Raw genomic sequence first — 21,374 nt, 5'->3', positions numbered from 1 at the left:
CTTCCGTCCGGGATGTTCGGGGCCGGACGGAAGCGGGCCGGGCGAGAAGCGCGGAGCCTACGCGCCGGGCGGGATCTGAGGAGCGGCCCGAACCGCGTCGGCCGGTGCGGCGGTGCGCTTGAACATGCGGGTGGCGGTGATCTCTCCGTGCACCGTCTCGCCGTTCGGGTCCTGCTGCGGCAGCCCCGGGCGCAGGTGCTCCTCCACACTGATGTACTTCAGCCCGGCACGCAGGTCCGCGTCGTTGCGCAACCGGATGACCAGCGGGAATTCGGCGAGTGCGGTGGTGTCGAAGAGTCCGGTGGTGTAGAGGAGCTGCACGCCGAGCGCATCGGACACAGCACGCTGGAGCTCCAGCAGGTAGGTGGCGTTGGCCCGGCCGATGGGATTGTCCAGGAACAGCGTGCCCGCGTGCCGGTGCTGATGCCGGTCCCGGCCCCGGTCGTTGCTGCGCAGTGCCGCCATCGTGCAGTAGAGGGCGATGGCGGCGGTGAGCAGTTGTCCGCCGGAGAACACATCACCCATCTGGCCGACCGGGACGCGCTCGGCGCGCAGCACGGCGTCCGGCTTCAGGATCTCGACGGCGACGCCCCTGGGTTCCAGACCCGCCTGTACCCCACGCAGCAGGAGCGACATGCCGTCCCTGCGCAGGTCGGAGTTCTTCCTGAGGGCGGCGCGGGTGGCCTCGTCGACGACCTCGCCGAGCCGTTCGGTGAGTGTTGCCTGGTCGGGTTCCTCGAAGCGGATCCGGAGGAACTCCTGACCGGACCACTCCCCCAGTCCTTCGGGCAGCCGGGAGAGCCGCTGGGCGGAGCGCAGGGTGGTGAGCGCCGATTCCACGAGGCCGCGCAGCCGGTCCACGATGGAGTCGCGGTTGCGCTCCAACTGGGCCAGCTCGTCGGTGAGCACACGGAGCCGCGGGGCGAAGGCGGCGGCCCACTTCTCGGCGTGCTCGGGCAGTGCCGCGGCGGGCAGCTCACGGATCTGCTGGCGGGCGGGCGTGCGGACCTGCTCGTACCGGGTGGAGTTGGCGTGCCGTACGAGGACGTCACTCGCTTCCCGGACGGCGCTCTCGGCGGTGGACAGGTCCGCGGCGCAGCCGCGCAGCGAGCGACGGGCCTCGGCGGCGGACTGCCGCGCCTCATCGAGGCCGCCGGGGTACGGCTCGGGGGCCTCGGTGTCGTCGTCCGCGCCGTGGTCCCGCAGGAGGTCGCGCAGGAGCGCCGCGGTCTCGTCGAAGCCGCCCGCCGAGTCCTCGGCGCCGCGGTGGGCGTGCAGCAGTTCGGCGTGGACGGCTCGGGCGGTGTCCAGCGTCGCGGTGGCGGCGGCCAGCTCGCCGGTGGCGGTGCGCAGCAGGGCCTGGGCGTGTTCGGCGTCGGCCGGGACCCGTTCGTCGGGCAGTTCGGTGTGGTGGCTCTCACCGTCGGCCGGGGCCAGCCGCTCGGCCTCGCCGCGCAGTCGGCCCAGTTGTTCGCTCGCGGTGGAGGCGCGGGTCTCCAGGAGCTGGACCAGGGACTCAGCACGGGCGGCGGCGGCCTGCCGGGACGGGCCGTCGGCGCCGTCGGTGCCTTCGAGGAGCTGGCCGGCGCGGGTGCGCACCTTGTTGGTCAGCCGGTCCAGCTCGGCGAGGGCGGCGCTCTCGTCGCCCTCCGCGCGGGCCTGTTCGGCACGCAGGTCGGCGCCGACGCCCACCTTCTCGTACAGCTGGGACGCGGTTCGGTACGCCTCGCGCAGGGCGGGCAGGGCGCGGCGCGGGGCATCCGCGTCGGGCTCCGGAAGGTGTTCGGGCGCGCCGGCGATCTCGGCGCGCTCGGCGCGCAGCGCGCGGGCCGTACGGCGGGCGTCGTCGGCGGCGCGCTGGGCGGCCCGGCGGTCCTCGTCGGCGGCCCGGGCCCGCTCCAGGCAGACGGTGGCCCGGGCCTCCGACTCGGCGGCCTCGTCGGTGAGTTCGCGCAGCTTCGCCTGCCAGGCGGAGCGTTCGCGCAGCCGGTACGCGAGACCGGCGAGGGCGTCGGCGGCGCGGCGGGCGCGTTGGGCGGCCTCCTGGCGTTCGTCGCGGATCCGGGTGGTGTCCGCGGCCGCCTCGTCGGCCTCGGCGCGCACGGTACGGGCCTCGGCGAGTTCGGCCTGTGACGTCTCGGCGGCGGTGCGGGCGCCGTGGGCCGCCTCGGCGAGTTCGGTGAGCATGCCGGGTGGGCAGTCGTCCCGCCAGGAACCGATGCGGGCGGCGAGGCCGCGGTCGCCCGCGAGCCGGGCCGCGAGCGTGCGGATGTCCTCGTCGCGGGCGGCGGCCCGGCTCCTGAGGGCCTGTCGTTCCTCGTCCGCCGCGTGTTCGTCGTGCATCGCCGGGTTCGGCGGGACGAGGAACACGCCTTCGGTCCCGGTGGCCGGGCCGGTGGCGGGGACGGGGGCGAGCAGTGCCGCGGTGGTACCCACGGCGACGGCGGAACGGGGCAGCAGGGCGGCCCCGTCCAGGACCTCCCGTGCGCGGGCGTGCGAGTCGGGGTCGGTGATGACCACGCCGTCGACGAGTTCGGGCCGGGCGGCGAGCACGGAGGCGTGGTCGGCGGGGTCGACGGCCTGGGCGAGGTAGCGCCAGCCGGGCAGGGCCGGGATGCCGTGCTCGCCGAGGTACTCGACGGTGGCCAGGACGTCGGGACCGGGCGGCAGCAGTCCGCCGTCTCCCAGGGCGCCGAGGATCCGGGCGTCGTCGGCGGCCGCGGTGCGCAGTTCGAACAGGCGGCGTTCGGCGGAGGCGATGGACTGGTCGAGCAGCTCCCGCAGTTCGTCGGCGCCGCGGTCGAATTCCGCGGCGGTGAGGGGCTGTTGGCGACCGCCGTGTTCTTCGGAGGTGACGGTGTGAGCGCCGGGGGCCGACCGGTCGGGGTGCTCGCCGCCGCCCTGCGGGCCGTTCCCGTCCGGGCGGTGGCCGGTACGGCCCCCGTGGTCGGCGCCCCGTCCGGCGTCGGCACCGTCCGGCCCCGTTCCCCCGGCTCCGCTGCGGGGCCTCGGGACGCCGTTGCCGGGTGCGGTGGGCAGACCCAGCAGTTCGGCGAGGCGGTGCTCGGCGGCGATCGACTCGGCGGCCCGGTGCTCGGCTTCGTAGGACTGCTCCGCGGCCTGCGCGGCGTCGGCGGCGCGTGCCGCGGCGAGTTCGGCGCGGCTCTCGGCCGCCGCGGCGTCCCTGGCCCGTTCGGCCGCCGAGCGTGCGGCTTCCCTGGCGGTGTCCCAGGCGGCGACGGCGGTCTGTTCCGCGTCGCTCGCGGCGAGCGCGGCACGTGCCGGGTCGGCGTCCGGCGCGGTGGCGTCGATCCAGCCGGCCCGTACCGCCTCGGCCGTCTCCTGCTCGACCTCCGCGAGCCGCTGGCGCAGGTGTCCGGCCTCGCTGCGGGCCCGTTGGGCCTCGGTGGCGGCGGTGGTGGCGTCGCGGTGGGCGGTCTCGCCCACCTCCTGGAGCGCGTCGGAGCGCGCCTCCTCCTCGTTGGCGAGGTTCTCGCCGGTCTCGGCCGCGGTGTGCAGGGCCCGTACGAGTTCGGCGGCCGCCTGCGCGCGGGCGGCGAGCGCGGGGGCGGCGTCGCGTTCCGCCTCGCGGATGGCGGCGGCGACGCGGGCGGAGCGGTCGGCGGCGGCCCGGTGGCGCAGGACGGCCTCGGCGGCCTGCCAGGCGGAGTGCAGGGTGCGGGCGTCCCCGAGCTCCCGGCGCTGGGCGGCGGCGGCCTTCTCCGCCGCGGTCAGGGCCAGGGAGGCGTGCCGGTAGGCGAGTTCGGCGGCGATCAGGGCGCTGCGGCCGCGGGCCTCCTCGGCGGTGGTGACGGTGTGCGCGGCGGCCGTCACCTGCTGGGCGAGTCCGGCGGCGCGGGCGCGTTCCTCACCGGCGCGGGCGGCGAGCCTGCGGGCGAGCACCCGGGTGCGGCGTTCGGCGCCCGCGTGGATGTCGCGGGCCCGGGCGCGGGTCCCGGCGGCCTCCACGATCCGGCCGAGCAGATCGACCGAGCCCGCGGTGAAGTCGCGTTCGGCGGTCAGTTCGGCGCGGCGGCCGAGTTTGTTGCCGAAGCCGCCGACCAGGTCGGCGAGGCCGTCCGTGTCGCGGGTGTCGGTGACGGCGCGCAGCAGCAGGTCGGTGAAGTCGGAGTCCTTCTTGACCGCGAAGAGGCCCGCCGCCTCTCCCTCGTCGGCGTTCATCTCGCGCTGGTAGCGGAAGAGTTCGGGGTCGAGGCCGAGGGCGCCGAGGTGTTCGTTCCAGCGGTCGTGGATCTCTTCCCAGTGCACGTCGAGGTGCTGGTAGAACTTGCCGGCCTCGGTCAGGGCGTCGCGGAACCCCTTCATCGTGCGCCGTCTGCCCTGCGCTCCGGAGGAGCCCTCGGCGGGACGGTGCACGGAGGTGGCCTCGGCCACCGGCAGGGAGTCCAGGCTCAGGCCGGGGCCGGGGCGGAAGGAGTACCAGGCCTCGGCGAACTTCCGCGGGTCGTTGGAGACCTGGCGGCCGCGCCACTCGCTGACCTTGCCGACGACCACGCACTCGCCGGTGAGGGTGTGCTGCCATTCGAGGGCGACATGGCCGCAGTCGTCGGCGAGCAGGAACTTGCGCAGCACTCCGGAGCTGGCGCCGCCGAGGGTGTTGCGGTGGCCGGGCAGCATCACCGAGAAGATGAGCTTCAGCAGCACCGACTTGCCGCCGCCGTTCTCCAGGAAGAGCACCCCCGCGGGGGCCGGGCGGCGCGGCGGCCCCACCGGCTCCTCCTCGAAGAACTCCGCCTGGGCCGGTGCGGGGCGGGGCACGGGGGCGCCCACTCCGCGCAGGTCGAGCACGGTGTCGGCGTAGCGTGCGCCGGCAGGTCCGATGGAGTAGAGACGGACCCGGGACAGCTCGTACATTTCGGCGGACTCTCGTCGTTCGGGAAGCGGGGGGAAGGTGTGCTGGCGTGGGGGGAGAGAGAGGGGGTGTCAGGCGTGGAAGGGCAGGCCGGCGTCGGCGACCAGCTCCAGGTCGTCGGTGCCGGGCGGCGGCAGCAGTGTCGCCGTTCCGTCGGTGACCGGTACGACGCCGAGTTCCAGCAGTTCGGACATGGCGGCGGCGCCGGCCATGTCGCGGACCTGGAGCTGGTAGCGGGCGGTGGTCCGGTAGGCGCCTCCGGCGTCGTCGCCCGTGCGCTGGAGGAAGCCGGAGTCGGTGAGGAAGGCGACGGCCTTGCCGACGATGCCGGTGGTGGAGCCGGCCAGTCTCCGGGCGTCCTTGGTGGCTCCGGTGGCGCTGCGGCGGGCGTAGATCCGCCAGGCCGCCTCCAGTCCGGGGGCGCCGGTGGCCGGGTCGGTGTTGTCGCCGTGTTCCTCGGCGCGTTCCTCCAGACGGTGGCACGCCTGGCGCACGAACGTGTCGACGCCGTTGACGGTGATCCGGCCGATGTAGGAGTCGTCGGCGAGGTCCTCGGGGCGCGGGAAGGCCATCGCGGCGACGGCGAGGTGGGCGAGTCCGTGCAGGAAGCGGTCGGCTGAGTCGGGGGAGGCACGCCGGGCGTAGTCGCCCATGCGGACGGCGAACACCGAGTCCTCACCGGCCGTGACGGCCATGCCCGCACGGGTGGACACCTCCAGCACGACCAGGCCGAGTCCGGTGGCCACCGCGTCGGCGAGCCGGGCGAAGGCGGGCTCCTCCCGGTAGCGGCGGAGCAGTTCGGCGTATTCGGCGTCACGCGCGGGCAGCAGTTTGGGCTGGAGGCCGAAGGCGACGAGCCGGGCGGCGTCGGCGGCGTCCGCCGGGGTGACGGACGGGGCGGCGGCTTTGGCCGGGTCGGCCGCGGCCGTGCTGTCGGGGGCGGACGCGGTGATCGGCTCGGTCCACGCGTCGGCGTGCTGTGCGTGGCGGTCGCTCACGACGGTCGCTCCTCGGTACGGAAGGTCTTCGGTTCGGGGCCGGTGGTGCCGGGGTGTGCGGTGCCGGCCGGGCGCGGCACGGTCCGTCGGGTGTGCCGGCCGGGTACGGCGGCCGCTCGGGACGTCCGCCGGCCGCTCGGGGCGCGGGCGGGGCGGCGCCGGCCGGTGCGGCGTGTCGCCCGCGCGGTCCAGGTCGCGGGCGGCAGCCGGAGGGGGTCGCTCACGACGCCTCCGAGCGGTCCGCGGCCATCCCGGCAGCGTCGAGCAGGGCCGTGCCCACTATCAGGTCGGCGCCGCCGAATTCCGGGTCGTCGAGCGGCGTGCCGTCGTCGACGGAGAACAGCAGGCGCTGTTCTCCCTGGCGGTAGGCGGTGCCGACGGGCGGGCTGGCGGCGTGCACCGCGAGGAGGGCGACCAGGTAGGGCAGGTCCGGGTCGCGGTGCCGGGCCTCGGCGAGGATCCCGGACAGCCTGCGCGGGGCGTCGTGCTCCAGGTCGAGGAGTTCCATGGCGCTCGCGAGCTGTTCCTCGCTGAACCGGCTGTCGTCCGGGGTGGCGATCAGGTCGGGGTCGGGCATCTCGGCGCCCAGGTGCTCGCGTTCCTGGGGCGGTGTGAGCAGCAGGTCGACGAGATCGCCCACCCGGACCGAGGTGGGGGTGCGCAGTCCGGTGCCTCGGGCGAAGAACGCGTCCGTGACCCTGATGGCCTCCTCGACGGGGAGCGGCAGCAGCGGGGCGATCAGCTGGCCGTAGAGGTCGAGGCCGGTGCGGGCGGTGGGCGCGGCGAACGCCTGCCGGTCCTGTTCGGCGCGGAAGAGGGGCCCGGCCTCCAGCAGACGGGACTGGAGCTGGGTGTGGCGGCGGATGCAGTCCTTGACTATGTCGACGAGTTCGGCGGCACGGCGCTTGTGCTCGGGGTCCTCGGCCTCGTCGCGCGCCTTGCGGATGTTGGTGAGGATCGCGTTCTCGTGGCGGTAGCGGTCGGCGACGTGGTCGAGCGCCTCCGCGATCATGTCGGGGACGGTGTTGAGCCAGTCGACGGCCCGGACGTTGCGCCGGGTGGCGTCCAGGGTCTTGCGGAGGGTCTCGGCGTACTGCACGGTGCGGTAGCGGGCCTGTTCGGCGGCGAGCTGGGCGTCCGCGAGGCGGCCCCGGCTGATGAGCACCTCCAGTTTCACCTCGGCGGCGATCTGGGCACTGGTGACGTCCGTGTCGAGGGCGCCGACCAGGACGTTGACCGCTTCGTCGGTGGCACGCAGGTAGACCGTGCCGCCGTGTCCGGGGACTTCTTCGATCAGCTTGAAGTCGTAGTCCCGGCGGACGTACAGCCCGTCGGCGCCGAACGTGCCGTACACCGCCCGGAATCCGCGGTCGACGCTGCCGACGTTGATGAGGTTCTCCAGGACCCAGCGGGCGACGCGCTCGTGCTGGGCGGCCGGGCGGTCGGGGGCCTGGGCGGCGACGCGGGGAAGCAGTCTGGTCACTATCTGGTCGTGGTCGGCACCCGTGTCGAAGTCCATGTTGAGGGTGACGAGGTCGATCGCGGCGAGGGCGACCTCGGCCATCGCGTAGACGGTGTACTCGCCCGCCAGGTTCGCCTTGCGCGCGTCGAGGTCGTGCAACGGCGCCGTGCAGGCGAGCGCGCGCAGCCGCCGCGCGAGACCCTCGTCGGCGGCCGGGCCCGGTGCGGGCCTCGGCCCCGCGCCGGGCTGGGGCACGGCGTTGTCCGTGTAGGCAGGCGAAGTCACGGTGCACAGATTAGGTCCTCGCACCGACAACGGTCGAAACGGCGCAGAAGCGCCCGTGCCTCCCGGGCGGGGGCCGGCAGGCTCAGGGCCGGGCGCCGCCGGGGTCCGGTCCCGGTGCTCCGTACCCGCCGCCGCCCGGTGTGCGGAGCACCAAGACGTCGCCCCGTTCCAGCTCTGCCGTGTCGCATCCGCGCAGCGGAGTGACCGTCCGGCCGTCGGCGCGTTCGACGTACTGCTCGCCGAGGGCACCGGGTTCGCCGCCCGCCATGCCGTAGGGCGGGACGCGGCGGTGGCCGGACAGGAGCGCGACGGTGACCGGTTGGAGGAAGCGCAGGCGTCGTTCCACGCCGCACCCGCCGTGCCGGCGTCCCCGGCCGCCGCTGCCCTCCCGCACGCGGAAGCTCTCCAGCAGCACGGGATAGCGCCATTCGAGGATCTCGGGGTCGGTGAGGCGGGAGTTGGTCATGTGGGTCTGGACGGCGTCGGCGCCGTCGAAGCCGTCACCGGCGCCGGAGCCGCTGGCCACGGTCTCGTAGTACTGGACCCGGTCGTTGCCGAAGGTGAGGTTGTTCATGGTGCCGGAGCCCTCGGCCTGGATGCCGAGCGCCGCGTAGAGGGCGCCGGTGACGGCCTGGGAGGTCTCCACGTTGCCCGCGACGGTGGCCGCCGGGTGGACGGGCGCCAGCATGGAGCCCTCCGGAATCCTGACGTCCAGGGGTTTGAGGCAGCCGCTGTTGAGCGGGATGTCGTCGGCGACCAGCGTCCGGAAGACGTACAGCACCGCCGCCATGACCACGGACTTCGGCGCGTTGAAGTTCCCCGGTTGCTGCGGCGAGGTGCCCGCGAAGTCGACGACGGCGGCGCGGGCGGCCCGGTCCACGGTGAGGGCGACCCGGATGACCGCGCCGTTGTCGGTCTCGTACCGGCAGGAGCCGTCGTGCAGGGTGGCGACGATCCGGCGGACGGACTCCTCGGCGTTGTCCTGCACGTGTCCCATGTAGGCGGCGACCGCCTCGGGGCCGAACTGGTCCACCATGCGCCTCAGTTCCGCGATTCCCTTCTCGTTCGCGGCGATCTGGGCGCGGAGGTCGGCGAGGTTGGTGTCCGGGTCGCGGGAGGGGTACGGGGCGGTGGTGAGCAGTTCGCGCGTCTCGGCCTCGCGGAAGCGGCCGTCGCGCACCAGCAGCCAGTTGTCGAACAGCACCCCCTCCTCGTCGACGGTCCGGCTGAAGGCGGGCATGGAGCCGGGGGTGATGCCGCCGATCTCGGCGTGGTGTCCGCGCGAGGCCACGAGGAACCGCAGTTCGGGCGGCCCGTCACCGGTCTCGTCGAACACCGGCGTCACCACGGTGACGTCGGGCAGGTGGGTGCCTCCGTGGTACGGGTCGTTGATGGCGTACGCGTCGCCGGGGCGCATGGTGCCGTCGTCGCGCCGCAGCACCTCCTTGATGGACTCCCCCATGGAGCCGAGGTGGACGGGGATGTGCGGGGCGTTCGCGATCAGGTTGCCGTCCGCGTCGAAGAGCGCGCAGGAGAAGTCGAGGCGCTCCTTGATGTTGACGGAGTGGGCGGTGTTCTCCAGTCGCACGCCCATCTGTTCGGCGATCGACATGAAGAGGTTGTTGAAGATCTCCAGCATGACGGGGTCGACCCGGGTGCCGACGGCGGTGCGGTCCGGGCGCGGGCGGACCCGGGTGAGCACCAGGTGGCCGGTCCCGGCGAGGACGGCCCGCCAGCCGGGGTCGACGACGGTGGTGGCGTCCGCCTCGGCGATCACGGCGGGGCCGGTCACGGTGGACTCGGGGCGCAGTTCCTCGCGCCGGTGGAGCGGGGTGTCCTGCCAGCGGTCCTCGGCGTACATCCGTACCGTGTCGTGCGGCCGGGGCGGCTCGCCGGCGCGGGGCGCGTGTGCGGCCGGGGGCGGCCGGTGCCGGCCGGACGCCCCGGTCGCCTCGACCGACACCGCCTCGACGACCAGGGGTTTGTCCATGGTGAACGCGTAGCGCGCGCGGTGGCGGTCGGTGAACGCCCGGGTCATGGCGGCCGTGCCGTCGAGGTCCACCTGCAGCGCGGAGTCGGTGCCCGCGTAGCGCAGGAGCACCCGGGCGCGGGTGCTGATCGCCTCGTCGGGGATGGCGTCGGCGCGCAGGTCGGCCCGGGTGCGCTCGGCGAGGGTGTCGCAGAGCTCCTTCACCGCGGTCAGGGTCTGGTCGTCGAGCTCCGCCTCGACGGACCGCTCGCGCATGGCGGTGGCGTCGGCGAGACCGATGCCGTACGCCGAGAGCACTCCGGCCAGGGGCGGTACGAGGACGGTGTCGACGCCCAGGGCGTCGGCGACCGCGCAGACGTGCTGCCCCCCGGCGCCGCCGAAGCCGGTGAGGGCGTGGCGGGTGATGTCGTGTCCGCGCTGCACGGAGATCTTCTTGACCGCGTTCGCCATGTTGAGCACGGCGATCTCCAGGAATCCGGCGGCGACCCGGGCCGCCGTGCGGCGGGTACCGGTGGCGCGGGTCACCTCGTCGGCGAGGGCCTCGAAGCGGCGGCGGACGAGGTCGGCGTCGAGCGGGAGGTCGCCGTCGGGCCCGAAGACGGCCGGGAAGTGGGCGGGCTGGATCCGGCCGAGCATGACGTTGGCGTCGGTGACGGTCAGCGGTCCGCCGCGGCGGTAGCAGGCGGGTCCGGGGGCGGCGCCCGCGGAGTCCGGTCCGACGCGGTAGCGGTCGCCGTCGAAGTGCAGGACGGAGCCGCCGCCCGCCGCGACGGTGTGGATGCTCATCATGGGGGCGCGCATGCGGACACCGGCCACCTGGGTGCCGAGCTCGCGCTCGAACTCGCCCGCGCAGTGCGACACGTCGGTGGACGTGCCGCCCATGTCGAAGCCGATGACGCGGTGGAATCCGGCCTGCTCGGAGGTGCGGACCATGCCGACCACGCCGCCCGCGGGTCCGGAGAGCACCGCGTCCTTGCCCCGGAAGTGGGCGGCTTCCCGCAGTCCGCCGTTGGACTGCATGAACATCAGCCGGATGCCGGGGAGCTCGTCGGCGATCGCGTCGACGTAGCGGCGCAGGATCGGCGAGAGGTAGGCGTCGACGACGGTGGTGTCGCCGCGCGGTACGAGCTTGATCAGCGGGCTGACCTCGTGCGAGCAGCTGACGTGCGCGAAGCCCGCCGCGCGGGCCTCGGCGGCCACGGCGGTCTCGTGCTCGGGGTGACGGTAGCCGTGCATCAGGACGACGGCCGCGCTGCGCAGGCCCTCGGCCCGGACGGCCCGCAGCCGCTCGGCCACCGCGTCCCGGTCCAGCGGTGTCACGACCCGGCCGCGGGCGTCGATCCGTTCGGGGACCTCGACGACCCGGTCGTAGACGGCCTCGGGCAGCAGGATCCGGCGGTCGAAGAGGCGGGGCCGGTTCTGGTAGGCGATGCGCAGCGCGTCGCGAAAGCCCCGCGTGATGACGAGGACGGTCGGCTCGCCGCGTCGCTCCAGCAGCGCGTTGGTGGCGACGGTGGTGCCGATCTTCACCGTGCCGACGCGGTCGGCGGGGACCGGTTCGGTGGGACCCAGACCCAGCAGTGCCCGGATTCCGGCCACTGCCGCGTCCCGGTAGCGGTCCGGGGCGTGGGAAAGGAGCTTGCGGGTGACGAGGTGTCCGTCCGGGGCCCGGCCCACGACATCGGTGAACGTCCCGCCCCGGTCGATCCAGAACTCCCAGCGTCCGGTCATTCCTCCATACTGACGCGGCGCGGACGACGGCGGCAGGGCGACGGCCGGACACGTCGTGGCCGATTCCCCGGGTGGGCCGGACGCGCCGTGGCCGATTCCCCCCTGGTGGGCCGCCCGTACCGGTCGCCCGTCCACGTCGGCGACGGGGCTCGGCGTGGACGGGTGAGCGGCCGGACCGTGTCCGCCCGGTCCGAGGTCGTTCGGCAGGTCCTCAGGGCGTGGGGGTGTCGGGCCCGATCCTGCTGCGCACCGCCGTCTGCACCTCGGCCTCCTCGGCCGGGTCCGCGGCGAGCCGTCGCAGTCGCTCGGCGACCCTGATGTCGCCGGTCTCCGCGTGCAGCGCGGCGACCTCCCGGGTGGTCTCCTCGCAGTCCCACAGGCATTCGACGGCGAATCCGGTGGCGAACGAGGGGTCGGTGGCGGCCAGGGCGCGGGCCGCCCGGCCGCGCAGGTGCGACGAGGACGTCTCCCGGTAGACGTGGCGCAGTACGGGCGCGGCGCAGGCGATGCCGAGGCGGCCGGTGCCGTCGACGAGGGTCCACAGACGCGGCGCGTCCGGGCCGTCGCCGCGTACCGCGTCACGGAGCGCGCCGAGGACCAGGGTGCTGTCCTGCGCGGAGCCGCGGCAGGCGAGCACTCCGGACGCGCAGGCGCCCAGTGCGTCGGGCCGTCGGGCCCAGCGCCTGGCGCGTTCCACCGCCGCGTCGCCGCACATCCGCTCGAAGGCGGCGACCGCGGCGTCGGCGACGGTGCGCGAGACGTCGGCCGCGGCGTTCTCGATCAGGTCGAGGACGGCCGGGTCGGCGGCCTCGGCAAGGTAGTGCAGGGCGACGCAGCGGGCGGCCTCGGGGCCGCGACGGGCGGTCTCGACGATGGTGGGACGGTCCTCGGGCCCGGCCACGGCGCCGAGGCAGCGGGCGGCCGGGACGTGGAGGGCGCTGCCGCGGTCGAGTCCCTGCTGGGCCCAGTCGAAGACGGCCTGGACGCTCCAGCCGGGGCGGGGGCCGCCGGGGCGCATCTGTCGCTGCCAGCGGTCGAAGGAGCCCTGTTCGGAGGCGGCCCTGACCCGGGTGCCGACCGTTTCGCGCGGGTCGTCGGCCCACAGGCGCCAGGGGCGCGGTTCGAAGGCGTCGCGTACGGCGACGGCAAGCTCGGCATCGCCCGCCTCGGTGGCCGGGAAGCGGCCGAGCACGGGTTCGGCGAGGGCGCGGAGCCCCGCGTCGTCGTCGCGGAGCGCGAGCTCGTCGAGGGCCCAGGCCCAGTTGGAGCCGGTCGCGGCGTACCGCCGCAGCAGGGCCAGGGCGTCGTCGCGTCCGTACGAGGCGAGGTGGCCGAGTACGGCGAGGGCCAGGCCGGTGCGCGAGTCGTCGGTGTCGAGGTGGTCCTCGGGATCGCACAGGTGCCGCTCGATCTCCTCGGTGCCGCCGTCGAGGTCGAGGTACAGGCGTGCGTAGTAGAGGGAGCGGTTCTCCACCTGCCAGTCGTGGCGGGGGTCGCTCAGGACGCAGTGGTTGAGGGCCGCCAGGGCCTCGGGGCGCGGTGCGGCGAGCGCGTGGAGTGTGCCGTCGCCGCGGCCCCTCTGCAGCAGGCCGAGCAGGGTGCCGCTCGGCGCTATGAACGGATCAAACATGGAAAGGCCTCACATCAAGCTGTCGACGCAACCGGGACTGTGCAGTTCCAAGTGCCGGGTGGGGCACTACGCCGCGCAGCAACATGATCGACCGACCGCCGTCTTCCGCTTGGTGTAGAGCATCTTCCTCTGCCTCTCGTCGTTGGCCCGGACCGGGCCCGCGACGTCATGATGACCCAGTCATTTCGCCACCGCGACCACATTTACCGCGTACCCCGTCAGCGGGTGCCGAAGAGTTTCAGCAGGTCGGCCTTGCCGAACATGCGGGCGGTGTCCAGCGCGGAGGGCGTTCCGGCGGCCGGGTCGGCGCCCGCCGCGAGCAGTGCCTCGATCACCGCGTCCTCGCCCTTGAAGACGGCCCCGGCGAGCGGCGTCTGCCCGCGGTCGTTGGCCCGGTCCGGGTCGCCGCCGCGCTCGACGAGGGCGGTGACCGCGGTGGCGTGGCCGTGGTAGGCGGCGAGCATCAGCAGCGAATCGCCCCGGTCGTTGGTGAGGTTCACGGGCACGCCCGCGTCGACGTACGCGACGAGCGTGTCGGTCTCGCCGCGACGGGCCAGGTCGAAGACCTTCGTCGCCAGTTCGACCACCTCGGGATCGGGGGTTTCACTCATCGCACGGACCGCCTTCCTTGACCGGTTTCACCACTGTTGACCTGCTGAGCTGTGCGCCGGGCGCACGAATGAACCGACAGAGTACTGCCCGGCGGCGCGAATGGCCCGGCCCCGTCGCGGCGAGGATCACACCCGCCCGCGGCCGTGCCCGCGGTGCGTCGGGCGTTCCGTCCGGCTGTCGCCCCCTGTCGGCCGTTCAAGTGAAAATAACGACTTTTCACCCGAATGCGACTTTTACCGCATAGATACTTCCGGTGAACCTGGAAGGACTCATGGTGACCCTCCCACCGATCTGGAGAACTCTCATGATCCTGTCCATGTCAGGCGTCGTCATTCTCGGCATCATCGTCTTCCTGTTCTTCAGGAAGGACGGACTCAAGGCCTCGCACGCCCTCGTCACCGCCCTGTTCGGGTTCTATCTGGCGGGCACCGCCATCGCACCGAGCATCACCGCGGGAGGCGCGAGCCTCGCCGGCCTCCTGGGCGGGATCAAGTTCTGACCGTCCGCGACCGCTTCCCCCTTCAGGTTCAGGAGACCGACGTGGCCCGGCGACCACTCCCCCGCATCCTCAGCAGCGGCAGCGCCTCGATCACTCGCAGTCGCGAGTTCGCGCGCACGGCCACCGACAGTGCCACCGACGTCCTCCAACCGCTGATCACCGTCACCCGCGGTCTGCGGCTGCTGGCCGGAGCCGGACGGCAGAAGTGGGCCGCGACGCCCAAGGACAGGCGCGGCCCGGCGCTGTTCGTCGTCGCGGCCTGCGCCTTCGTCGTCGCGATGATCCCGTACGGATCGATCATCACCCTCGTCTCGGTGATGGGCGCCGCGGCCTGGAAGGGACGGGAACGCACCCCCGTGCGGACCGGACCGGACGAGGCGGGGACGGGGCGGCTGCGAACCCTGTACGAAGCGCTCGTGCCGTACTTCTCCGTGGCCGACGACCCGGATCCGCTGTTCGCCCACGGCGGCGACTGGACGAAGACGTTCAGTGACCACGCGTTCGACGACGACGGGCGCCCGACCCGCCTGCGGGTGGCCTATCCCGCCCACTTCACCGACAGCGAGGCCGCCTCCCGCGCCCGGATCGAGCAGTTGCTGCACGCCAAGTCGGGACGAGGCCGGGAGTACCGCTTCGTCTGGGACGAGGAGAACAACCATCTCGTCATGAGCGTGCTCGACCCGCTGCCCACCTCGGTCGGCGCCCAGCGCTTCGTCACCGCGCCCGGTGAGACGGTGCTGGGTTTCACCGACGCCGACGCGGTGCAGCGCACCGTTCCCGTGACGGACGGCGGCGCGACCAGGGACGCGCCGCCCGTCGTCTGGCGGACCGGCGCCCGGTCGACCGAACCGCACCTGCTGATCGTCGGCACGCCGGGCAGCGGCACCACCACCCTGATGCGTTCCATCGCCCTGCAGGCGCTCCAGCACGGGGACGTGCTGATCGTCGAGGGGAACGGCACCGGCGACTACGCCTGCCTCGCCGGACGCGACGGCGTGCTGGCGGTGGAGTGCGGCCCGGACGGCGCGTCGGCGACCCTGGAATGGGCGGCCAACGAGACCGAGCGGCGGCTGATCACCGCGAACCGTGCCCGGCAGGCGGGCCACCCCGTCCCCGACGACATCAGGCGCCCGCTCTGGATCCTGCTGGACCGGCCCGGGGTGCTCGGCCACCTGGCGGCCGTCGACGGCGGCCCCGACCCCCGGGAACTGCTCCGGCTGCCGCTGCGGCACGGCAGGGCGGCCAACGTCACGGTGGTCCTGGCCGACCAGTTCGACGACCTGGACGGGCTCGGGGAATCCGTACGGGCCCACACCCGGGCCCGCGTCGTGCTCGGCCCCTGCTCCCGCGAGCAGATCGAGGCGGTGCTCGGCGCGGAGCCGCACACCGCTCCGACACCGGACGTCCCTCCGGGCCGGGGGTACGCACGCCTGGGCACGGGGCCGGTCCTGCGGCTCCAGGTCCCGGCCACCCCCGATCCGTACGACGAGGAGACCGACGAGGCGCAGCGGCGGGCCGTGCTCGCCCTGCTGCCCGAACGGCAGGCCCCCGCCGAACCCGCGGTGGAGGCGCGGCCCGTGGAGGCGGCCGTCCCGCTCGACACGGCCCCGGCCCCCGGAGCGGGCGTCCCGGATCCGGCGTCGCCGCCCGTCCCGGCCGCGGCGCCGGCCCACGACACCGTGAAGGCGGGCGACCCTGCGGCATACCGCGCCGTGCGGGGATGACGGACCGGCTCGCCGGCCGCCCCGGGCACCGGCGGGGCACACGGCCGCACCGCACCGGCGGACCTGCCGCGGCGGCGTCCCACCGCGCGGGCACGCGACCGGTCCGTCGCCCGGCCGCCCGGATCGCTACGCGCCTGTCGGGTGGCCTTCGGCCGGAAGGCGGACGCGGCATGGTGCGTGCGGCTCCAGGGCACCGGGAGGGCCCGGTGGCGGAGCTGCCCGGTCGTTCCGGCAACACCGGAAGCGTGCGTGCCGGGACGTGGCCGCACGGCCGGAGGCCACCCGACAGGCTCTCAGGCCACGAAGGTGCGCGGTGCCTCGATCTCCGCACCCGCCCCCGTGCCCACCAGCCGCGCCGCCGCGGCGAGCCGCACCGCCGCCTCGTCCGCGACCGGCCCGGCCACGGTGAACGGCAGCCGCACATACCCCTCGAAGGCGCCGTCCACCCCGAACCGGGGCCCGGACGGCACCCGCACCCCGACCCGCTCCCCCGCCACCGCCAGCCGGGAGCCGGAGAGACCGCCCGTGCGCACCCAGAGGGTCAGCCCACCGCCCGGCACCGAGAACTCCCAGTCCGGCAGCTCCCGACGGACCGCGGCGACGAGCGAGTCCCGGTTCTCCCGCGCCTGTTCGCGCCGGACCCGCACCGCTTCCTCCCAACCACCGGTGCGCATGAGCCAGTTGAGGGCAAGCTGTTCCAGCACGGGCGTGCCCATGTCGGCGTAGGCGCGAGCGGCGACCAGGCTGCGGATCACGTCCGGGGCGGCACGCACCCAGCCGATCCGCAGGCCGGCCCAGAACGCCTTGCTCGCCGACCCGACGGTGAGGACCGTGGAACCGGCCGGGTCGAACGCGCAGACCCGGCGCGGCATCGGCAGGTCGGGGTCGAGGCGCAGCTCGTTCATGGTCTCGTCGACGACCAGGACCGTGCCGGCGGAACGGGCCGCGTCCACCAGCGCGCGGCGCCGGTCCTCGTCGGCAAGCGCGCCGGTGGGGTTGTGGAAGTCGGCGACGACGTAGGCGAGCCGGGGCGCCGCCTCCCGCAGCACCTGCCGCCACCGGTTCATGTCCCAGCCGCCGAGCCCCTCCTCCATCGCCACCGGCACCAGCCGGGCACCCGCCTCCCGCATCAGCTGAAGGATGTTGGCGTAGCTCGGCGACTCCACCGCGATCCGTTCGCCGCGGCCGGCGAACAGGTGACAGATCGCGTCGATCGCGCCCATCGCGCCGGTGGTGACCATGATCTGTTCGGGCATGGTGGGGATGCCGAGGCCGGTGTAGCGGTCGGCGATCATCCGCCGCAGCGCGGGCAGACCCGCCGGGTAGTCGCCGTGGGTGTGGGCGTAGGGCGGCAGCTCCTCCAGGGCGCCCCGGACCGCCCGGGTCAGCCAGGGTTCCGGGGCGGGCAGCGAGGCGCAGCCCAGGTCGATCATGGAACCGAGCGACTCCGGGGGCAGTGGTTCCAGCCCGCGCGCGGGCAGCGGGTTCCCGGCGGGCACGGCGGTCCAGCTACCCGCTCCGCGGCGGGATTCCAGGAACCCCTCGGTGCGCAGCGCCTCGTACGCGGCGGCGACGGTGGTCCGGCTGACGGACAGGGCGAGGGCCAGTTCGCGCTCGGCGGGAAGCCGGGCCGCCACCGGTACCCGGCCCTCCAGCACGAGCAGCCGCACGCCGTCCGCCAGCGCACGATAGGCGGGGGGCTTGCGGGCGCCCGGTCCGGCGGGCCGGGTGCGCTGGGCCCGGAGCTGCCGGGCGAGCTGTGCCGCACCGACCGCCGAGGTCCATTCAGCCATGCGAATCAGTCCACCTTCCTCGGATTGGCCATAGTTGATGGCCGATCCCCTGCCACAGAGTGGCATGCGGCAGTCCACTTCCACCACACCAGGGGGCACTTTTGTCCATCACTCCCGCCCCTCGCGGGGCGCATCTCACCCGACGGCTGGTCCAGCTCTACGCCGGTCTCGCGCTGTACGGCGCGAGTTCGGCGCTCCTGGTCCGCGCCGGTCTCGGCCTCGAACCCTGGGGGGTGCTCCACCAGGGGCTCGCCGGGCGCACCGGACTGTCCATCGGCGTCGTCTCGATCGTCGTCGGCGCCGCCGTCCTGCTGCTCTGGATCCCGATGAGGCAGCGTCCCGGTCTCGGCACCGTCTCCAACGTCTTCGTCATCGGCATCGCCATGGACGGCACGCTCGCGCTCGTGCCCGGTGTGCACGGCCTCGCGGCCCGGATCGCCGTGATGGTCGCGGGCGTGGTGGTGAACGGGATCGCGACGGGCCTGTACATCGCGGCGCGGTTCGGCCCGGGTCCCCGCGACGGGCTCATGACCGGTCTGCACCGGCGCACCGGCCGTTCGATCCGGCTGGTCCGCACGCTGATCGAGGTGGCGGTCGTGGCGACCGGCTTCGCGCTCGGCGGTTCCCTCGGCGCCGGCACGGTGCTCTACGCCCTGGCCATCGGCCCGCTCGCCCAGTTCTTCCTGCGCCTCTTCGCGATCGGCGACGACTCCGCCGGTGGTCCGGACGACGCGTCCGGGCCGGGCTCCGGCGAGACCGCCGTCACCGGCCGGACACCGGGGCAGGCCATACTGCCGCGGTGACCTCCGTACGCCACCCCTACCTGGACCATCCCGCGACGATCCCCTTCGCCCACCGAGGCGGCGCCGCGGACGGGATCGAGAACACGACGGCCGCGTTCCGGCGGGCCGCCGATGCCGGATACCGCTACTTCGAGACCGACGTGCACAGCACGGCGGACGGCCGCCTGGTGGCCTTCCACGACGCGACCCTGGACCGGGTGACCGACTCCCGGGGCCGGATAGCGGAGCTGCCGTGGAGCGAGGTGCGGCGGGCCAGAGTGGCGGGCCGGGAGCCGCTGCCCCTGTTCGAGGAGCTCCTGGAGGCCTTCCCGCGGGCACGCTGGAACGTCGACATCAAGGCCGGGCCCGCACTGGTCCCGCTGATCGAACTGATCCGCCGGACGAACGCCTGGGACCGGGTGTGCGTGGGCTCCTTCTCGGAGGCCCGGGTGGCCGCGGCCCACCGTCTGGCCGGGCCCCGGCTCGCCACCTCCTACGGCGTGCGCGGGGTGCTGGGCCTGCGTCTGCGTTCGTACGGCATCCCGGCGGCGCTGCGTTCCGGCGCGGTGTGCGCGCAGGTGCCGGAGCGCCAGAACGGCATCAGGGTGGTCGACCACCGCTTCGTGCGCGCGGCCCACGCCCGCGGGCTCCAGGTCCACGTCTGGACGGTGAACGAACCCGATCGGATGGCGGCGCTCCTCGACCTCGGTGTCGATGGCATCATGACCGATCACATCGAGACGCTGCGCACGGTACTGAGCGAACGCGGGGCCTGGGCCTGATGCCGGTCGTGCACGGGGACTCACGGGGAGAGACGAGGGGGAGCGACTTGAGTGCCGAGACCGCGGAGGCCACCGGGCCGGCGAAGGATCCGGTGGACGGCCCGTCCGACGCCGTGAGCCGCAGACGGGAACAGCGGGGCTGGTACTTCTACGACTTCGCCTGTTCCGTCTATTCGACGAGCGTCCTGACGGTGTTCCTGGGCCCGTACCTGACCTCGATCGCCAAGGCGGCCGCCGACGCCGACGGATTCGTGCACCCGCTCGGCATACCGGTGCGCGCCGGGTCCCTCTTCGCCTACTCGGTCTCGGTGTCCGTCGTGGTCGCGGTGATCACGATGCCGATCGTGGGCGCCGCCGCGGACCGCACGGGCCGCAAGAAGCCGCTGCTGGCGCTGGCCGCCTACGTGGGGGCAGCCGCCACCACCGGGATGTTCTTCCTGGACGGGCACCGTTATCTGCTCGGCGCGTTCCTGCTGATCGTGGCGAACGCGTCGGTCTCGGTGTCGATGGTGCTCTACAACGCCTATCTGCCGCAGATCGCCGAACCCGACGAGCGGGACGCCGTCTCCTCGCGCGGCTGGGCGTTCGGCTACACCTCGGGCGCGTTCGTCCTCGTCCTGAACCTGGTGCTGTACACGGGGCACGACTCCTTCGGCCTCTCCAAGCCGGACGCGGTGCGGATCTGTCTGGCCTCGGCCGGTGTCTGGTGGGGTGCCTTCACCCTCGTACCGCTGCGGCGGCTGCGCGACCGGCGGGTGGCACCCGGCGGCGAGGGCGCGGTCGGTTCCGGGTGGCGCCAGCTGATGGCCACCCTGCGCGACATGCGCCGCCATCCGCTCACGCTCTCCTTCCTGCTCGCCTACCTCGTCTACAACGACGGCGTGCAGACGGTGATCTCCCAGGCGTCGGTGTACGGCTCCGAGGAACTGGGACTCGACCAGACGACGCTGATCACGGCGGTGCTGCTGGTGCAGGTGCTCGCCGTGGCGGGCGCGCTGGGAATGGGCCGGCTGGCCCGGCGCCACGGTGCGAAGCGCACGATCCTCGGCTCGCTCGTCGTCTGGACGCTGATTCTCGTCGCCGGCTACTTCCTGCCCGCCGGGAAGCCGGTGTTCTTCTACGTCCTGGCCTCGGCCATCGGCATGGTGCTCGGGGGCAGCCAGGCGCTGTCGCGCTCGCTCTTCTCCCATCTGGTGCCGCACGGCAAGGAGGCCGAGTACTTCTCCGCGTACGAGATGAGCGACCGGGGGCTGAGCTGGCTGGGGCCATTGGTGTTCGGTATCGCGTACCAGCTGACCGGGAGCTACCGGGATGCGATCATCTCGTTGGTGATCTTCTTCGTGATCGGTTCCGTACTGCTCGCGAGGGTGCCGGTTCGCCGGGCCGTGGCAGCCGCGGGGAATCCTGTTCCGGAACGGATTTAGACGTCGAAGTGAAAGGCCGGTAGTGTACGCCTTTGGCCTGCCCGGAGGACCGTTACTGCGAGTGGAAGAACCAGAACCGTTGGGTGACAACTTCCACCGGATGTGACAAACCGGGCATCGGCGGGTACCCCAACCCTGAAGAAGCAGCGGCACGACGGGCGACGCATGACCGGCGACGGGAATCTTTACGGCCGACCGGACGTTGACCGGATGACGACGACAGCGACACCTGTCCTGTGGGCGACAAGCCCGGGAGGCACGATTCATGAGTGAGCGAGCTCTCCGCGGCACGCGACTCGTGGTTACCAGCTACGAGACGGACCGCGGCATCGATCTGGCCCCGCGCCAGGCGGTGGAGTACGCATGCCAGAACGGACATCGATTCGAGATGCCGTTTTCGGTAGAGGCGGAAATTCCGCCGGAGTGGGAGTGCAAGGCGTGCGGCGCCATGGCACTCCTGGTGGACGGGGATGGCCCCGAGGAGAAGAAGGGCAAGCCTGCGCGTACGCACTGGGACATGCTCATGGAGCGGCGCACACGCGAGGAGCTCGAGGAGGTGCTGGCCGAGAGGCTGGCGGTCCTGCGCTCCGGAGCCATGAACATCGCCGTGCATCCGCGGGACAGCAGGAAGTCTGCCTGACCGCACGACACCGCAGTACGACAGAGCCGCGGGGGGGGGGGGCCCCCCGGGGGGGGGGGGGGCCGGGCCCGGCGCGGCCCGCGGCCCCCGGGGCGGCCCGGCGGCGGGGCGGCGGGGGGGGGGGCGGCGCCGCCGCGCGGGCCCCCCCC

At 73.8% G+C, this 21,374-nt stretch carries 13 protein-coding genes; 6 read left to right on the top strand and 7 right to left on the bottom strand.

Going from position 1 to position 21,374, the window contains the following annotated elements; translation table 11 throughout:
• Nucleotides 1-57: 57 nt before the first annotated feature.
• The 6 genes from ACF1CT_RS10625 to ACF1CT_RS10600 form a co-directional block, all read right to left on the bottom strand.
• Nucleotides 58-4,875: a hypothetical protein gene (locus ACF1CT_RS10625; protein WP_391783416.1), complete on the bottom strand. Its 4,818-nt coding sequence runs from the start codon at nt 4,873-4,875 to the stop codon at nt 58-60.
• Between the two features lie 69 nt (nt 4,876-4,944).
• The gene (locus ACF1CT_RS10620; protein ID WP_391783415.1) at nt 4,945-5,871 is read right to left on the bottom strand and encodes a hypothetical protein; all 927 of its coding nucleotides are present in this window, start codon (nt 5,869-5,871) and stop codon (nt 4,945-4,947) included.
• Nucleotides 5,872-6,091: 220 nt separating this feature from the next.
• Nucleotides 6,092-7,618 carry a hypothetical protein gene (locus tag ACF1CT_RS10615; RefSeq protein ID WP_391783414.1) on the bottom strand — a complete coding sequence of 509 codons (1,527 nt, stop codon included), beginning with the start codon at nt 7,616-7,618 and terminating at the stop codon, nt 6,092-6,094.
• A gap of 82 nt (nt 7,619-7,700) precedes the next feature.
• Complete coding sequence (locus ACF1CT_RS10610; RefSeq protein WP_391783413.1) at nt 7,701-11,339, bottom strand: hydantoinase B/oxoprolinase family protein; 3,639 nt, start codon at nt 11,337-11,339, stop codon at nt 7,701-7,703.
• Nucleotides 11,340-11,550: 211 nt separating this feature from the next.
• Nucleotides 11,551-12,969, bottom strand: coding sequence for a HEAT repeat domain-containing protein (locus ACF1CT_RS10605; protein WP_391783412.1), 1,419 nt, complete (start codon nt 12,967-12,969; stop codon nt 11,551-11,553).
• 218 nt (nt 12,970-13,187) lie between these two features.
• Nucleotides 13,188-13,580: an ankyrin repeat domain-containing protein gene (locus tag ACF1CT_RS10600; RefSeq protein ID WP_391783411.1), complete on the bottom strand. Its 393-nt coding sequence runs from the start codon at nt 13,578-13,580 to the stop codon at nt 13,188-13,190.
• A gap of 305 nt (nt 13,581-13,885) precedes the next feature.
• Here ACF1CT_RS10600 and ACF1CT_RS10595 point away from each other — a divergent pair, with 305 nt between their 5' ends.
• Both ACF1CT_RS10595 and ACF1CT_RS10590 read left to right on the top strand, forming a co-directional pair.
• Nucleotides 13,886-14,080, top strand: a complete 195-nt coding sequence (locus tag ACF1CT_RS10595) for a hypothetical protein (protein ID WP_018103962.1) — start codon at nt 13,886-13,888, stop codon at nt 14,078-14,080.
• A gap of 41 nt (nt 14,081-14,121) precedes the next feature.
• Nucleotides 14,122-15,804 (top strand): hypothetical protein, encoded by a 1,683-nt coding sequence (locus tag ACF1CT_RS10590; protein WP_391783410.1) that lies wholly within the window; start codon nt 14,122-14,124, stop codon nt 15,802-15,804.
• A 293-nt stretch (nt 15,805-16,097) separates the two neighbouring features.
• Here ACF1CT_RS10590 and ACF1CT_RS10585 read toward each other — a convergent pair whose 3' ends face one another.
• On the bottom strand, nt 16,098-17,597 hold the full coding sequence (locus ACF1CT_RS10585) for a PLP-dependent aminotransferase family protein (RefSeq protein ID WP_391783409.1): 1,500 nt from the start codon (nt 17,595-17,597) through the stop codon (nt 16,098-16,100).
• A gap of 101 nt (nt 17,598-17,698) precedes the next feature.
• On the opposite strand from ACF1CT_RS10585, the gene ACF1CT_RS10580 reads away from it, so the two are divergent.
• From ACF1CT_RS10580 to ACF1CT_RS10565, 4 genes are all read left to right on the top strand, one after another.
• The gene (locus tag ACF1CT_RS10580; protein ID WP_391783408.1) at nt 17,699-18,400 is read left to right on the top strand and encodes a YitT family protein; all 702 of its coding nucleotides are present in this window, start codon (nt 17,699-17,701) and stop codon (nt 18,398-18,400) included.
• Nucleotides 18,397-19,161, top strand: coding sequence for a glycerophosphodiester phosphodiesterase (locus ACF1CT_RS10575; RefSeq protein ID WP_391783407.1), 765 nt, complete (start codon nt 18,397-18,399; stop codon nt 19,159-19,161). The genes ACF1CT_RS10580 and ACF1CT_RS10575 overlap by 4 nt, the downstream gene beginning before the upstream one ends.
• A 47-nt stretch (nt 19,162-19,208) precedes the next feature.
• A complete protein-coding gene (locus tag ACF1CT_RS10570; protein WP_391783406.1) occupies nt 19,209-20,585 on the top strand; it encodes an MFS transporter in 1,377 nt (458 codons plus the stop codon).
• Between the two features lie 265 nt (nt 20,586-20,850).
• A complete protein-coding gene (locus ACF1CT_RS10565) occupies nt 20,851-21,225 on the top strand; it encodes an RNA polymerase-binding protein RbpA (RefSeq protein ID WP_007262928.1) in 375 nt (124 codons plus the stop codon).
• The last annotated feature ends 149 nt before the right edge of the window (nt 21,226-21,374 follow it).

The organism is Streptomyces sp. NPDC014734 (assembly GCF_043083325.1).
Lineage (GTDB): Bacteria > Actinomycetota > Actinomycetes > Streptomycetales > Streptomycetaceae > Streptomyces.
This window is presented reverse-complemented; position numbering and strand designations above follow the sequence as displayed.